The organism is Streptomyces asoensis (assembly GCF_013085465.1).
Taxonomy (GTDB): Bacteria; Actinomycetota; Actinomycetes; order Streptomycetales; family Streptomycetaceae; genus Streptomyces; species Streptomyces cacaoi_A.
Genome location: NZ_CP049838.1, coordinates 9,197,953 through 9,212,681, shown reverse-complemented (window position 1 = coordinate 9,212,681; position 14,729 = coordinate 9,197,953). Strand labels below are relative to the sequence as shown.

The following is a 14,729-nucleotide window of genomic DNA, read 5'->3' as shown; positions in this document are numbered from 1 at the left end:
GGGTCACTCCGGCCACGGTCGGCGGCCGAACCCCAACCCGCCCACGGTTCAGGGCGGTTGACGTAATCCTGTTGGGCCGCATGATCGACACCTGTTAGCGTCCCCGGGTGTTCTCCCTCCACGAGCCTGCCCTCTTCACCCGGCTGCGCGACGCGCGCCGGGTGCTCATCGCCGGTGCGGGCGGCGGTTTCGACGTGTACGCGGGCCTGCCGCTGGCACTCGCCCTGCGCTCGGCGGGCAAGGAGGTCCATCTGGCCAACCTCTCCTTCGCCGACCTGTACGGGCTGCCCTCCGAGGTCTGGCTCCAGCCGGACGTCGCGGCCATCCACCCCGACATCCCCACCCGCGGCGACTACTTCCCCGAGCGCACCCTGGCCCGCTGGCTCGACCGGCACGACCTCCCCGCCACGGTGTACGCCTTCCCGCGCACCGGAGTGGAACCCCTGCGAGCCGCCTACCGCGCGCTCCTCGACCACCTGGGCGGAGTGGACGCCGTCGTCCTGGTGGACGGCGGGACCGACATCCTGATGCGCGGCGACGAGCACGGGCTGGGCACGCCCGAGGAGGACATGGCCAGCCTCGCCGCCGTGCACGACCTCGACGACGTCCCCCACCGGCTGGTGGCCTGTCTCGGCTTCGGCGTGGACGCCCACCACGGGGTGAACCACTCCCTGGTCCTGGAGAACCTGGCCGCGCTGGACCGCGAGGGCGCCTACCTCGGCGCGTTCTCGCTGTCGCACCAGAGCCCCGAGGGTGCCCTCTACCTGGACGCCGTGGCCGACGCCCAGGCCTGCACCCCGGGCCACCCGAGCATCGTCAACGGCTCTGTCGCCGCCGCCGTGCGCGGTGCCTTCGGCGACGTACGGTTCACCGAGCGGACCAAGGACAGCGAGCTGTTCGTCAATCCGCTCATGGCGCTGTACTTCTGCGTCGACGCGCCCGGCCTGGCCCGTCGCAACCTCTACCTCGACCGCCTCGCCGGCACGGTCCTGATGCGGCAGATCAGCTCCCGCATCGAGGAGTTCCGCGACGAACTCCCCCTGCTGCGGCAGCCGCGCGCCTTCCCGCACTGAGCCTCGCCCCTCGGTACGGCCGGCGGTGCCGCGCGGGCGGCGGTGCGCCGGGCGTCAGCGGGCGGCGAGGTCGCGGCCGCCGACGACCGCCCCCTCGCCCGTGAACCCCGACATGAACATGCCCCACTGAGCGGCAGCGGTGCGCCGGCGGCGCCCGGCCGGGTGCGCACGTCTCGGCAGGACACCGTTCCCGGCGAGGCGTTCAATGGTCTGCATGGGTGTTCGGCAGACGACGACACGCCACCGAGGGAAGGCCCGGGCGGCCCTGGCCGTGGCCGCGCTGCTGCTCGTCCCCGGTGTCCTCGCCGCCGCTCCCCCGCCCCAGCCGCCTCCGCAGCTGACGGCGGCGGAGGTGGACGCGGCCGTGGGGAAGCTCGACGGGATCGTGCGGGACGGGATGGAGCGGACGGGCGTGCCCGGGGTCTCGGTCGCCGTCGTGTACAAGGACCGGGTCGTCTACCTGAAGGGCTTCGGCGTCCGCCACGAAGGCCGGTCCGCCCGGATCGACCCCGACACGGTGTTCGAGCTGGCGTCACTGTCCAAGCCACTGGCGTCGACCGTCGTCGCCGGAGCGGTGGGCGAGGGCGACGAAAAGATCGGCTGGGACGACCCGGTGGCCGCCCATCTGCCCGGCTTCGCCCTCAAGGACCCGTGGGTGACGCGGAACGTCACGGTGGCCGATCTGTTCGCCCACCGCAGCGGCCTGCCCGACCACGCGGGCGATCTGCTGGAGGACCTCGGCTACGACCGCAGGTACATTCTCAACCACCTCCGGTACGAGCCACTGGCCCCGTTCCGCGCCTCCTACGCCTACACCAACTACGGCCCGACGGCGGCCGGTCAGGCGGTCGCGGACGCCGAGGGCACGACCTGGGAGAAGCTCTCCGAGGACACCCTCTACAAGCCCGCCGGGATGGACTCCACCAGCTCCCTCTTCGCCGACTACGAGGCCGCGAAGAACCGGGCCGACCTGCATGTGAAGGCCCCCGACGGCACCTGGCGGGCCCAGTTCGTGCGCGACGCCGACGCCCAGGCCCCCGCGGGCGGCGCCAGCTCCTCCGCCCGCGACATGTCCCGCTGGCTGCGCCTCCAGCTGGCGAACGGCAAGCTCGACGGCGAGCAGATCATCCCGGCCGAGCAGCTCGAGCGCACCCACCTCCCCGCGATCGTCTCCAATCCCCCGCAGGCGCCGGCCGGCCGCACGGGCTTCTACGGCCTCGGCTGGAACGTCGGCTACGACGACCTCGGCCGCCTGCGTCTGAGCCACTCGGGCGCCTTCGCCCTCGGCGCGAACACCAACGTCACCATGCTTCCCGCGGAGCAACTGGGCATCGTGGTCCTCACCAACGGCAAGCCGCTCGGGCTTCCCGACGCCATCGCGGAGAGTTTCTTCGACACCGCCGAGCACGGGAAGGCCACGGCCGACTGGCTCGACCTGATCGGGAAGGTCTACGCGCAGCAGGAACAGGCGGGGATCTCGCCCACCGACTACTCCACCCCGCCCGCGGACGCGGCCGCCGCCCGCCCCGACGCCGCGTACACCGGGACGTACGCCAACAGCTTCTACGGTCCGCTGACCGTCTCCGCGTCCGGCGGCGCACTGACCATGCGGCTGGGCCCGAAGCCGACGACGTTCCGGCTGACCCACTACGACGGAGACACGTTCAGCTTCCGGACGGTCGGCGAGAACGCCGTCGGACTGTCCGGCGTCACCTTCCACGGCGACCGGGACGGCAAGGCGACCCGGGTGACCGTGGAGGCGTTCGACGAGACCGGCCTGGGCACCTTCACCCGCGAATAGCGCGAGCGCGCGAACCGGCAGCCGGGAGTCAGCCGTCGTCGCGCGGGTGGGTCTCGATCACCCGGGCCCGCACATCGGCCCGGAGGTAGGCGCTGCCGTAGTCGTCGGACAGGTAGACGCTCATCGTCGGCCCGCTGTCGAAGATCGTGGAACCCGGGTTGATCACCAGGTATCGGCTCGTCGGCTCGGCGACGCCCAGCACCTCGGTGGCCCTGGCGAGCAACGCGGGCACGGCGTCCCAGTCGTAGACGTCCAGGTCGACGGGGATCGCGCCGGTCATGACGGTGCCGCCTGGCCCGTCCTTCACCGCCACGTCGCCGCCCCGGTACATGTATCGGTCGTAGAGCTTCGGGTGACCGGCGACGGGGGCGTCGGCGATGGCGTACTCCCCGTACACCACCAGGCTGGTGACCTTCGTCCCGCCCATGGCGGCGGTCAGCTTCGCCACGGCCGTCTTGAGGCCCTTCTCACTGAGCAGGTCGACCTTCTCCGCGGCAGCGACCCCGCCGGACGAGCCGCCGGAGGACGCCTGCCGGGCAGTCTGCGACACGGACGGCTTCGGCGTGGCCGCGCCGCCGGTTTCGCCGTCGTCCGTGTTCGGGAGCAGCGTCCACACCAGAACGCCCGTCAGAGCCGTGCCGAGGACGGCTCCGGTGATGGCCGTGCCCCGGGTCCGGCGCCCTCGGGTCGGGGCGGTGGTGTGCGGCGGGGCGGGGGTGACGTCGGCGGCCGCGGGCGGGGCGAGGGGGTAGGAGGTCGGCGGGGCGAGCCGGCCCGGCGCCGGCGCCGCCTGCGACGGATCCGGCGCGTCTCCGGTCACGGCCGCGAGCATCCGGTCGACCTGCGCCGCGTCGGGGCGAGCCTGTGGGTCGCGGACGAGCAGCGCCTTGAGGACACCGGTCAGCGGTCCGGCCCGGACCGGCTCGGGCACGTCCTCGCCGAGCACGGCGGCCAGCGTGGCGAGCGTGCTCGCCCTGCGCAGCGGATGGTGGCCCTCCACGGCGACGTACAGCAGCATCGCCAGCGACCAGAGGTCGGCGGCGGGCCCGCCCTCCTTGCCGCTGACGCGTTCCGGCGCCATGAAGTCGGGCGAGCCGATGACGGCGCCGGTGGCGGTGAGACTGGCGGACTCCCGGACGGCGGCGATACCGAAGTCGGTGAGCACGGGCCGCCCGTCGGGGCAGAGCAGGACGTTGGCGGGCTTCACGTCGCGGTGCTCGATGCCGACGGCGTGCGCGGCGCGCAGCGCGGACAGCACCTCGCGGCCCAGGCGGGCGGCCTCGGCCGGCGTCATCACGCCCCGGTCGAGCCGGTCCTGGAGGGAGCCGCCCTCGACGAGTTCCATCACGATCCACGGATACGTGTTCTCGCCGCCGTCGACGATGTGGTGGATCGTGACGACGTTGGGGTGGTGGACGCGGGCCAGGGCGCGAGCCTCTCGCAGTACGCGCTCGCGCAGCGTCCGCGCGCCCTCGGGGTCGTACTCGGCGAGGTCCGGGTCCGGCGGCCGCACCTCTTTCACGGCCACATCCCGACGCAGTGCCAGGTCGTGGGCCCGCCACACCAGGCCCATGCCTCCGCCGCCAAGTCGCCCGACCAGCTCGAAACGGCCGTCGACGACGCGTCTGTGGGGTTCCGCTGTGCTCATGGAGGGAGCTTAGGGGTACGGACCGACAGGCGGTGCGTCGGCCAGAGGGGGCACAGCGCGAATGGTCCGCGGAGGCCACGGGCATGCTGTGAGCGAGGTCACTTCCGCCGGGCCGTGCGGGACTCTTCCCGGACCGCTCCCCCACTCGCTCATCGCCCTCCCCCACGAAGGACATGTGCTTTGGCTCTTATGTACCCTGACGCCCCATCGGCCCGCCGCCCGGGCCGCTGCTGGACGATCCGTGTGGTCGGGCACCGGGACCGCACCGCATCGGTCACCTGCTCCTCGCCATGCGTGATGCCGCCGCGCTCCCGGGACATCGCGGCCCTGCGCCGCTTCGCGGTGGCCCACGCGGCCGCGCACGCCAGAGCCGCGGCGGTACATCACGACGCCGCCTGCTGGTGCCGTCGCCAGCGGTGCGCGCTGCACGAGGGCACCCGGGTCGCCTGCGCGGGCTCGGTGGTCCTCGTCCTGCGGCACGACCCGGCGGTGGGCCAGGTGTGGACCCTCAGCGAAGTCTGCGCCGCCTGCGCCCCGTTACTGCCCCACGCACGCGTACTGAACCGTGCGGCTCCACCGCAGCCCCGCGTTCCCGACCCGGCACCGGACACGGGCACGGGCACGGAGGCAGGCCGGGGGGCGGGTACCGGCCCGACTCCCTCCGGGCCGGCGACACCGACCGTGGGACCACCGCGTCTCGTCCCCGGCGGGTTCAGCGCCCCCTCGTCGGGCGCGGGTGCGGGCCCGGAACGGGGCGCCGGCCGACGGCGCGGGGTCGGCGGACGACGCGGACGGCCCACCGGGTCGTAGGCGCTCCCGTCGGAGTCCGCCCGGAGTCCACCCTGAGTCCGTCAGGGCTCGTATCGGGACTGCGGCGGGATACGCAGGGGCAGAGCGCCGAGGATCCGGCCGCGGAACTGCGGAGCCGGTGGCTCACCGCCATGGACGACGGGCCCGTCGTCCATGGACCGCGCCGCCAGCAGCAGTTCGGCGATGCGCGTGCCGCTGCGCCGCCCCTCCAGATGCAGACGGCCGACGTTGGTCCGGTCGTCGGCGAGCAACGTCAGGACGGCGGACGGCCCGGCCGCGTACGTCGCGAGGTAGCCCCCGGCCCCACGCACCAGCAGCTCGCGGAACTCGCCGCGGGCCGCGAGGTCGACCATCCGGCGCCCGACGCCGAGCGCCGCCGCGGTGAGCGCGGCCAGCCCTTCCGGCTGCACGTCCGGCATGTCCTCGGCAAGCACGAGACCGTCGGCACCGGCCGCCAACGCCCCTGTCAGCTCCGGTATACGGGCACGCAACCGGTGCAGTTCGTTCAGAACCTCGGTCTCGACGGCCATGACCGTTGCCCCTTCGGCGCGTTGTCGGCTGACACGGATCAAGTGCGGTGCGGCGCGCGGTGGTTCAGGTACTCCTGAGGCTACGGAAAGCCGCGTCCGAAAGCGATGGCTCCGGCATTTTCCTTTGGAACATGCCGCGAGACGGGCGGCTACCGCCGAACCTGGAACGCTCCACCTGCGTTTTTGCAGGCCAAGAGCAGTTTTCGCCCTGTACGCCGTGTTGCGGGACTTGCGGTTGTCGACCCCTGAGCAGGTCTTCACTTCATCGCAGCGCCGAGTGCTGGAAGATCGCGGTGCGCGTGAGTGCGCGATCGTTACGCCACTACGAGGATGAGGGCCTGATCGTCCCCGGTCGTTGCGGCAATGGGTTCACAGGCCGGGGAGAGGGTCCAGTCCCGCGCGCAATTCGGCGGTGTCGCGGTCGATGCGGTCGAGCTCCGCCGCAAGGGTGTCGAGCAGTCGAAGTTCCGCGGCGACGGCCTCGCCGCCCTGCCGCTTGGCTTCGAGAGCGGCGTCCACCTGGCTGCGTACCGACTCGATCTCGGTGTGCAGGCCGGACGCAAAGGCACTTGTGGCGTCACGGAGACCGCGGACGGCCTCCGTGGCCATCCTCGCGGTGTGGGTCTCCCGCTGGGCCAGCAGCTGGTCCCTGATGCGCGCACCGATCGCTTGGCGGACCTTCTTCTCCGCCGCAGGCAGCTCCTTGAAGTTCAGCGCGGCCGCGATGCCCATCGCGATGAAGGCCAGTCCTCCGGTCCCCACGCCGAGCAGGACACCAACGGCCAGCCCGCCCATGATCGGTGCCGCTTGCTTGAGCATGCCCTTCATGCCGAACCTGGCACCGGCGAAGCCGAGGGCCGGTCCGCCGCCGACCCAGCCGAGCACCGTTGCCACGGTCCGTTCCCCCATGCCGGGCCCGGCGACGTCGCCGATGGTGTCGCTCGCTCCGGCCGCGAAGAGCGTGGAACGCAGAGCCCTGAGGTCGGCCTCGAAACGCTCGACCTCGCTCTCCATCACCGTGGAGAGGACAGCACCATACGTCTCCAACGCCGGCTTCAACACCTCGGCCTGCCACACGGTGACCTCGGACTCGGCGCGGGCGGCGAGCGCGGCGCCCAGTTCCTTGGCCAACGCTTCGGCGTTCTTCTTCAGCCGGAGGCTCCAGCCGATACCGGCCTCCGTCTCCGTCGTCACAGCCCAGTCGACGCACTGGTCGGCGATGGTGCGCAGAAGGTCCCTGGCGCGTGCGTCGATGGACATCTGTGCCTCGTCGATGACCGCGCCGGCGGCGTCGAGGAACCTCTGCCGACGCGCCTCCAGGGCGAGCAACTCTGGCTGGAGCGCGGCGTGCCGACGCTCCAGCTCCGCATGGCTCGAGGCCGCGAGCCGGCGGCGGTCGGCCACCGCGCCATGGGACATGACGGTGTACGTACCGAGTCGGTTCGCGGCGATCAGGAGTTGCACGCGTCCCCTCTCCCGGGCGAGGAACTCGGACAGCGCCTCCTCGAACTCGGTGATTCCGGAGGTCTCGATCAGTTCCTGGTCGCCGCTCACCCGCCCGTTGAGGGCTTGCTTGGCGCGTACGAAGAACAGCGCTTCCCGCGGGCGGCGCAGCTTCTCCACCGTCCGCCGGATGGACTGGAGGGCGATCGGCAGTTCGTACGTGTCCAGGGTGTCGGTCTTGGTGATCACGAACAGAACGTCTTCGTGGCCACTTGCACGGATCCTGGATTCCAGGTATTCGCGCTCGTTCTCGGCGAAGGCGACGGTCGCGTCGACCACCATGATCACCGCGTCGGCGCTCTGGAGGTAGTTCAGGGTGATGCCGGTGTGCACGTTGATGTTGTTGAGCCCGGGGCTGTCGACCAGCACCACTCCGTCGCGACACAGGGCGACCGGCCATCGCACCACCGCACGCTCGTACAGGCCGGCCACATCGGGGGCGTCCTGGTCTACCGCCAGGTACTCCTCGAGGAGGTCGAGGTCCACCTGTACCGGCTCGGGCGTCAGGCCGTTGTCGGACGTCGGGTACAGGTGGGCCGTGGCCTGCTCGGCGTAGTGCACCTCCGTGATGACGGCGGTGGTCGGCTCCGGCTTGGTGGGCAGGACCCGGCTGCCGAGCATGGCGTTGACCAGGGTGCTCTTGCCCCGGTTGAAGTCGCCGACGATCATCACGGTGAAGCGTCCGTCCCGTACCTGCTGTTCGAGATCCGCCAGGTCACCGGCGACGGCCTCGTCCCGCAGATCACGAACGACCATGGACTGCCGCTCGATCAACTCCAGGAGAACCCGCCTTTTCCTGGCGATGCCGCCGAGGTCGTCCGCGTCAGCGCTCTTGGGCATGCGTCAGCACACCTCCCCCTTCTGTACGTACTCGCCTCGGTTCAGCTCCCGCAGGACGAGCTCCAGTTCCGCCACGCGCCCCTGGACCCCGCTCCAGTCCGGTTCCTCGGCGTCGTCGCCGTCGGCGGGAGCGGCCGGCGACGCTTCGGCGCGCCACTGCTCCCGGGCCGCGCATACACCGCTGAGCAAGGCCGTGTACCCGTCGTCGGTGCAGCGGGCGGTCCACTCCTCCATGACGGCCACGATCCGATCCGCCTGGTCGCGCGCCGCGGCGGCACGGGCCTTGCCCCGTTCGCGGTGGTCGAGGGCGAGGAGGAACGAGGTGAGCCCCGCGATGCCGACCGCCTGGACGTTCGCGCCCCGGGCCAGGTTCACCACGGTGAGCGACGCACCGGCGGCGACGGTGGCCGCCGTGTAACGCCGCTGGCCGGGTGGGGGCGTCGCGGGCGCGGGCGCCGGTTCGGGTGCACGGGTCCACGCCGCATCCGACGGTTCGGCGAGGAATGCGGCCAAATCCATCCGGAACCGGTCGTGCACCTGCCGTACCGCCTCCTCCCGGCTCCCCGCCAGTGCGGCGTCGGCCTGGCCCCGGCCTTGGGCGAGGATCGCCCGCGTCGCCAGGTCTACCCGGTTCGGTGCAGCCGGATCACCGCGCTCATGGGCGGCGAGGACGTCCTGGAGCAAGCTCGCGCGATGGGCCCGTATCCGGGTGTGAGCCGCCGTCACCTCCTGCGCGGACCGCCGTGTGAGGGTGGCGAGGATGTCCGCCCAGCGCTCCTCGCCCGCGGCCCGGGCCGCCTTCGCCGCCGCCTGCTGTGCTTCACGGTGCTGCCGCCGCTGTGCCTGGAGGGCGGCCTCATGTGTCGCCCGTTCGCCGAGGAGGGCGAGTTCCTCCCCCATCCTGACCCGGAGGCGACGGCGTGCCCGGGCTTCTCTCGTCGTCATCCCCAGTGCGGCGGCCACTTCGGTACGCAGGTCATGGCCCTCGTCCGGGGTGCGTCCGGCCGGTACGACCCGGATCGCGGGCAGGATGGTGCGGGCCCGCCGTTGGACGTACGAGAGCACGGTAGGCCGCTCCTCCTCGTCAAGGGTGTCCAGTCGGGTAACGGCGACCAGGACCGGAGCGCCTCCGGTGCGATCGGCCGACGCCTCGACGGCCTGTCGCTCACTCATCCCGAGCGGCGAACCCGCGGCGACGACGACCACGACCACGTCGGCGTCGGGGAGCGCGCCCGGGGAGCCCCACGGCGGGGCGTCGATGATCCGGGCGGGCGTCGTGGCCAACTGCCGGGCCACGGTGGTCCGGCCGCGCCCGCGCTCCCCGACCACTGCGACCACGTGCACCGCCCCGTCTGCGGTGGCCGCGTCACGGGGAGCGTCACCACGAGTGTCATCGAGGACCGGCCCGTCGTCGAACGGCCCGTGAGCGGCGTGCAGTTCGGCGACCGCCCGGGCCAGCTCTTCCAGGTGGTTCGGCGGGGACGGCACGGTACGGGGGTCGGCGGATGTGTCATTCATAGGGCTCCCTCGGAACGTCGAGACGCGTCAGGTGGGTACGCACCAGCAGTCGGCGTTGACGAACGGTGGCCATCCCCTTGGCGACCGCGGCACCTTCCTTCCCCATGCGCCGGTACGCTGCGGCCCGATCGCTCAGCAGCTGCGCCACCGTGCCGGTACGCGTGGCCCGGTACGCCTCCACGAGGGCGGACGTGTGCTGCTCCAGCCGCGCGACGGCGGCCTCGGCCAGCCGCCGTGCGTCGACGCGCACCTCCTCGTGCACCGATTCCAGCCAGGTGGTCAGGCTCGTCAGTACCTCCTCCTGGAGCCGATCGAGGCCGGGGAACAGCGGGAACCCGCCGAGCACCAGGGCGGCGCACTTACCCAGGTACTCGTTCCTCGCCAGGGCACCGAGGACGGCACTCCTGCTCAGCGTCGTCCCGTGCAGGCGCCCGCCGAGCGGCGGGCCAAGTGCCTCGATCGCGTTCGGTTCCTGCCCCACCGGAGGCACGGGGGTGGGGAGACAGTCCGCGTACTCGGCTGTGAATGCCTCATCGAGCAGCCGGACAGCCCCCGAAGCGGCGTCGTTCACCTGCCGGCTGATCAGGTCGGCCAATTCCTCGGACAGGGCGATGACGGCTTCCTCGACGGTGTGTGCGGCGGTGGCACCTACACGTGTGGCCAGTTCGGTGCGGGACCGGGAGGAGTACACCAACGCCACGAGGGAGGTCGCGGCACTACGGAATACGTCGTCGCAGGCCAGGTCCACGTCCCGGCGCACTGTCCGGGCTGCCTGGGCCACCTGGCGGGTCACGGCCCTGACGGGTTCGGCCCGTGGCGACAGGAAGTCGTCCAGTTCTCGTACCGGGCGCGCCGTCAGCTCCGTACATGCCGCTTCCAGGTTCTGGTGACGGTGCGTCAGCGCCTCCTCGACGAGGGCGAGCGCCTCGTCGAGCGAGCGCAGCACGCGCAGAGGCACGCCGGCGGGGCGTTGCTCGGTGACAAAGCGTCCGAGGGCCTGCTCCAGCTCCGGGAACCGCTCGTGCCAGTGAGCGGCCGCGGCGGTCAGGGACCGCCCGGCGAGCCGCTTCATGACACCTGCCGGCGCTGCGCCGAGCACGACGGGGTCCCGGATGCCCAGCTGCCGCTGCACGCGCGTGCGCACCGAGCACAGCACCGAGGCGTACTCGTCGTCCCCGTCGAGATCGTCCATGCGCGTGATCACGAAGAGGTACCGGCCGCCTGCCGGTGCCGGCACGGCGTCCTGGAGGAACCGCACCAACGAGTCGGTGATGAGGACGTGCGAGGAGACGACGACAACAGCGGCGTCCGCTTCCTCGGCCATCACCCGCCGGGTGACCCGGACGTGCCCGGCGACGGGCGAGTTGCTGCCGGGTGTGTCGATCAGGACCGCTCCCTGGTCGAGCAGCGGCGCGCACCCGCTCAGGGTCAGCTCGTCGATCCGGTCGCACCAGGGCCCCTCGGAGACCAGTTCCCGCAGCAGGACGGCGCCGTCAGCCGACGGCTCCGCATCCGGCTCGGTGCCGCGCAGTGAGGACAGCACCTCCGGAGCCGGGGGCCGGCCGTCCAGCAGGACGATGTGATGTGCTGATCTGTCCAGCCGGAACGAGTAGCCGGGCGTGCCCCGGGAGGCAGTCACCCAGGTGGCCGCGCCAGTCGTGGGTAACGCTCCCGCCGGCAGGAGGCCGTCGCCGAGCAGAGCGTTGATCAGCGTGCTCTTGCCGCTGGAGAACTCGCCGACCACGGCGAGGCGCAGCCGGGTGTCCCGGATCCGGCGGGCCGCCGCGTCCAGCAGGCCCAGCAGCCGCGCCCGCTCCTGTGGCTCCGGCACATGCCGCTCGATCAGGTCCCGGCCGCACGCGAGGTGGTCCATGGCCCAGTCAGCGAGGGGGGATCTCCCGGTCGTCGTCCCGGTCATCGCCACCTCCTCGCCGTGCGGCGCGCTTCGGGTGGCGAGGGTCCGGCGTACTGCTCCGACGGCCCTGTGCCCAGGGCACCAGTTCGTACGTGAACTCGGCACCGGGCGGCAGCGGATGCACCACGGTGACGAGCCAGTCGCCGTCGAAGACGCACTGGCCCTCCAGGGCGTGGCGCCGGACGATCCTCCCCTCGCGGGGTGCGCACAGGTCGTGGAGGGTGTTGTCGGTCAGGCGGACGCGGGCGAGGGCGGCGCCCGCCGGATAGGTGCCGTGCTCGGCGACGAGCCAGCGCTCCAGCCTGGCCTCTCCAGCCGGAATCGGCCACCTCAGCGGGTACTCCAGCTCCGTCGGCGCCTCGCCGGTCATGCCGCCGCCGGCGGTCAGACCGGCCCAGCGGGCCGCACCGTGGACCACCGCGAGCGTCGGGTCGGCGGTTCGGCGTACGGGGAGGCCGAGTTCCTTCTCGACGTACGCGGCGGCCATGCGCAGGCGGGTGCTTCCGCCGACGAGGACGACCGCGGCTATTTGGTCAAGAGTGGCCCCCGCCTGGCTGATGAGCGCCCGGCAGCAGGCGACGGTCCCGGCCAGTACAGGCATGGCGATGTCATGGAGGCGGTCGCGGGACACCCACTGTGTGGGTATGTCGAGGGCGATCTCGGCGGTCGCCCGCTCGGCCGTGCTCAGGCGGTGCTTGAGGGCGACAGCAGCATCCGCGGTGCGCCTGTCGAGGCGGTGGCGGATGTCCTCGCGTGTGGGATCGGCGGTGAGCCATCGGTCGGCGGCGGGGCGGAGGTCCGCCATGAGGGCGGCGTCGATGTCCCGTCCGCCGTGGCCGGTCAGGAGACTCTGCTGGCCGAGGATCTCGTGCGTACGGTCGCCGATGCGAACCAGAGCGGCGTCGAAGGTCCCACCGCCGAAGTCGTACACCAGGACCAGGTCACCCCGTTGCCAGTCGCCGCCCAGGGTGGGGGCGTAGGCCGCCGCGACCGGCTCCGGCAACAGATCCACGTCGTCGAAGCCCGCGGCCCGCCCTGCCCCCACCATGGCATCGCGGCGGGCGTGCGTGGTCTCGGCGGGCACGGTCAGCAGGACGCGCTCCGGCACGGGACCGAGCTCGGCGGCGATCTCACGGATGTGCGCCAGCACCGCCGTCACGAGCGTTGCTGCCGGGAAGGAGGAACGGCCGAAGGGAATGGGAACGGCGCTGCCGATGTCGGGCTTGAACTCGGTCCGGTAGAGAGCCGGATCGTCGCCTCGGCGTTCGTAGGCCTGCCAGCCCACCAGGAAGGTGTCCTGATCGAGGAGGACCGCAGTGGGCAGCCAGTCGTGCCGGGTGATGCCGTCGGTGTGCTTGAGCAGGTGGTGCTGCCCGTCCGCGGAGGCGACGACGGCCGACGAACTGGTGGTCCCCAGGTCGACGACGAGGACGGGACTGCGGGCGCTCGTCCGGACAGCGACGGTACCGCCGGAGGCAGGGGCACTCGGCTCGGTCATGGGAGCTCCTCCCCCAGCAGGATCCGTGCCTGCCGCACTCGGTCGTACAGCTGCGCGTACCGGCGTTCCAGCACCGGTGCCACCATCCGGAGTCCGGGGCTGGTCACCACGCTCGAACGGCGCCAGTGCTCCACGCGTTCCAGGGCGGCCCGCTCGAGCCGGGCGAGTGACGGCGGAGCCGACGAGTCGAGGAAGCCGAGCCGGTCGGCCACCGATGTGCCTCGCTCACCCCCGGCGCGCTCCAGTTCCTCACCGGCGGCGTCGGGGATGTCGAGGCGCTTCTCGTACCACTGCTCCAGCAACCGCAGCTCCACGAACGCCGGATCGTCGTGCTCCCAGTCGGTGACCATGCGCAGGGCGTCGCCGATGCGGGCGCGGACGCGCGGGTCCTCGGCGGGTGTCTGGCGCGTGCGGAGGTCGCGGGCCGCGTCGACGATACGGCCGAGTTTGATCAGTTCCCTGCGCTCTCCGAAGTGCGACAGCAGGGTCCGCCTCAGATGCTCCATGCCGCTCGCGGCCTCGAGGGCCCGGCACAGTTCCGCAGGGGTGTCCGCACCTTCGCGGACGAGCCGGCTCGCCAGGAACACGCCGTACTGGCTCAGGCGTGCCACCAAGGCACGACGTCGCTCGGGCGGCAGGGGCAGGTCGTCGTACCGGCGCGTCGCGAAGCCCCTGCGGTCGTCCAGTCGTGCCCTGAGCCGTGCCTCGGGGGTGCGGGAGAGGAGGTCGAGGCCGTCGAACTCCGCCTCGGTCAGGCCGGCTGCACCTTCGGAGAGTTTGCTGCAGACCGGGATGACGTCGTGGAGGAGCCGCCTCGTACCAGGATCCGCCATGATGCGCCGGGCGTGGTCGCGTCCCAGCGCGAGGACGTCGTCGCACGGATCGTCCACCTCTCCGGGCCACAGCAGCTCGACCTTGGTCAGCACGCCGATCGCGGTGATCGGGGTGAGCGACGGTGACGTGCCGTCCGCGCCCCGGAAGCGGGTGAGCAGATCGGCGTCCTGTCCCGCCACCGCGGTGTTGAGTACGGCGATCACCGCGTCCGAACGCCGGAGTTGACCAGCCGTCGATCGGGCCACCGCATCGGGGGTCACACCCAGTGCCCGCATGGCCGCGGCGGTGTCCGCTGTGTAGCGGGAGCCGAACCCGGGCGTGTCCACCAGCTCGAACGTGCCCAGGTACGGGAAAGGGCCGTAGATCTCCACATGGTCCAGGCCCCCCGGCGCCGCCCCGTCGGCGCCACGCGCGGTGAGCAGGCGCAGATCCGACAGCGGCCGTGACTCGGGCCCCACCCCGCCACTGAACCGCACGGTCAGTGACGGGACCTCCGCGTGCCGCAGCACGCACACGGTGAAGGTCACAGGGTTGATTCCCGTGACCAGCAGCTCACCACCGATCAGGGCGTTGACCAGCGTCGACTTGCCCGAGCTGACCCGCCCGGCCACAGCCACGCGCAACGGCGCGCGCAACGCTTCGTGAGCGCCCTGAAGGGCTTCCCGTACGGGCTGTGCCGCCGGGCCCTCGGGCAACGACCGAAGCGCCCGGTCCAGCATTTCCGTCCGGCGCGATGCCATGCTCCCCCTCTGCCCCTCC

At 72.1% G+C, this 14,729-nt stretch carries 11 protein-coding genes; 3 read left to right on the top strand and 8 right to left on the bottom strand.

Features of this window, described 5'->3' with window-relative positions; genetic code table 11:
• Positions 1 to 107: 107 nt before the first annotated feature.
• Complete coding sequence (locus tag G9272_RS40900) at positions 108 to 1,073, top strand: DUF1152 domain-containing protein (protein ID WP_171401254.1); 966 nt, start codon at positions 108 to 110, stop codon at positions 1,071 to 1,073.
• Positions 1,074 to 1,127: 54 nt separating this feature from the next.
• Here the strand turns inward: G9272_RS40900 and G9272_RS40895 are convergent, their stop codons facing one another.
• The gene (locus G9272_RS40895; protein ID WP_171401253.1) at positions 1,128 to 1,289 is read right to left on the bottom strand and encodes a hypothetical protein; all 162 of its coding nucleotides are present in this window, start codon (positions 1,287 to 1,289) and stop codon (positions 1,128 to 1,130) included.
• Between G9272_RS40895 and G9272_RS40890 the strand changes: the two genes are divergently transcribed.
• Positions 1,279 to 2,874, top strand: coding sequence for a serine hydrolase (locus G9272_RS40890; RefSeq protein WP_171401252.1), 1,596 nt, complete (start codon positions 1,279 to 1,281; stop codon positions 2,872 to 2,874). The genes G9272_RS40895 and G9272_RS40890 overlap by 11 nt on opposite strands.
• A 28-nt stretch (positions 2,875 to 2,902) precedes the next feature.
• On the opposite strand, the gene G9272_RS40885 is transcribed toward G9272_RS40890, so the two are convergent.
• On the bottom strand, positions 2,903 to 4,522 hold the full coding sequence (locus G9272_RS40885; RefSeq protein WP_171401251.1) for a serine/threonine-protein kinase: 1,620 nt from the start codon (positions 4,520 to 4,522) through the stop codon (positions 2,903 to 2,905).
• A gap of 297 nt (positions 4,523 to 4,819) precedes the next feature.
• Between G9272_RS40885 and G9272_RS40880 the strand changes: the two genes are divergently transcribed.
• Positions 4,820 to 5,332 (top strand): hypothetical protein, encoded by a 513-nt coding sequence (locus G9272_RS40880; RefSeq protein ID WP_253268091.1) that lies wholly within the window; start codon positions 4,820 to 4,822, stop codon positions 5,330 to 5,332.
• A gap of 41 nt (positions 5,333 to 5,373) precedes the next feature.
• Here G9272_RS40880 and G9272_RS40875 read toward each other — a convergent pair whose 3' ends face one another.
• The 6 genes from G9272_RS40875 to G9272_RS40850 form a co-directional block, all read right to left on the bottom strand.
• On the bottom strand, positions 5,374 to 5,862 hold the full coding sequence (locus tag G9272_RS40875) for a roadblock/LC7 domain-containing protein (RefSeq protein ID WP_171401249.1): 489 nt from the start codon (positions 5,860 to 5,862) through the stop codon (positions 5,374 to 5,376).
• Positions 5,863 to 6,231: 369 nt separating this feature from the next.
• Positions 6,232 to 8,205, bottom strand: a complete 1,974-nt coding sequence (locus tag G9272_RS40870; RefSeq protein ID WP_171401248.1) for a dynamin family protein — start codon at positions 8,203 to 8,205, stop codon at positions 6,232 to 6,234.
• 3 nt (positions 8,206 to 8,208) lie between these two features.
• Entirely contained in the window at positions 8,209 to 9,723 is a 1,515-nt protein-coding gene (locus G9272_RS40865) for a hypothetical protein (protein ID WP_171401247.1), read from the bottom strand.
• Positions 9,716 to 11,641, bottom strand: coding sequence for a dynamin family protein (locus G9272_RS40860; RefSeq protein WP_171401246.1), 1,926 nt, complete (start codon positions 11,639 to 11,641; stop codon positions 9,716 to 9,718). The genes G9272_RS40865 and G9272_RS40860 overlap by 8 nt, the downstream gene beginning before the upstream one ends.
• On the bottom strand, positions 11,604 to 13,136 hold the full coding sequence (locus G9272_RS40855) for an Hsp70 family protein (protein ID WP_171401245.1): 1,533 nt from the start codon (positions 13,134 to 13,136) through the stop codon (positions 11,604 to 11,606). Before G9272_RS40855 ends, G9272_RS40860 begins: the two co-directional genes overlap by 38 nt.
• Complete coding sequence (locus G9272_RS40850; RefSeq protein ID WP_171401244.1) at positions 13,133 to 14,710, bottom strand: dynamin family protein; 1,578 nt, start codon at positions 14,708 to 14,710, stop codon at positions 13,133 to 13,135. Before G9272_RS40850 ends, G9272_RS40855 begins: the two co-directional genes overlap by 4 nt.
• Between the last annotated feature and the right edge of the window lie 19 nt (positions 14,711 to 14,729).

Excerpts from the sequence above, each read along its gene's own strand:
- G9272_RS40870 (WP_171401248.1), bottom strand. The coding sequence starts at position 8,205 with ATGCCCAAGAGCGCTGACGCGGACGACCTCGGCGGCATCGCCAGGAAA.
- G9272_RS40855 (WP_171401245.1), bottom strand. The coding sequence starts at position 13,136 with ATGACCGAGCCGAGTGCCCCTGCCTCCGGCGGTACCGTCGCTGTCCGG.
- G9272_RS40895 (WP_171401253.1), bottom strand. The coding sequence starts at position 1,289 with ATGCAGACCATTGAACGCCTCGCCGGGAACGGTGTCCTGCCGAGACGT.
- G9272_RS40885 (WP_171401251.1), bottom strand. The coding sequence starts at position 4,522 with ATGAGCACAGCGGAACCCCACAGACGCGTCGTCGACGGCCGTTTCGAG.
- G9272_RS40860 (WP_171401246.1), bottom strand. The coding sequence starts at position 11,641 with ATGACCGGGACGACGACCGGGAGATCCCCCCTCGCTGACTGGGCCATG.
- G9272_RS40865 (WP_171401247.1), bottom strand. The coding sequence starts at position 9,723 with ATGAATGACACATCCGCCGACCCCCGTACCGTGCCGTCCCCGCCGAAC.
- G9272_RS40850 (WP_171401244.1), bottom strand. The coding sequence starts at position 14,710 with ATGGCATCGCGCCGGACGGAAATGCTGGACCGGGCGCTTCGGTCGTTG.
- G9272_RS40875 (WP_171401249.1), bottom strand. The coding sequence starts at position 5,862 with ATGGCCGTCGAGACCGAGGTTCTGAACGAACTGCACCGGTTGCGTGCC.
- G9272_RS40880 (WP_253268091.1), top strand. The coding sequence starts at position 4,820 with ATGCCGCCGCGCTCCCGGGACATCGCGGCCCTGCGCCGCTTCGCGGTG.
- G9272_RS40890 (WP_171401252.1), top strand. The coding sequence starts at position 1,279 with ATGGTCTGCATGGGTGTTCGGCAGACGACGACACGCCACCGAGGGAAG.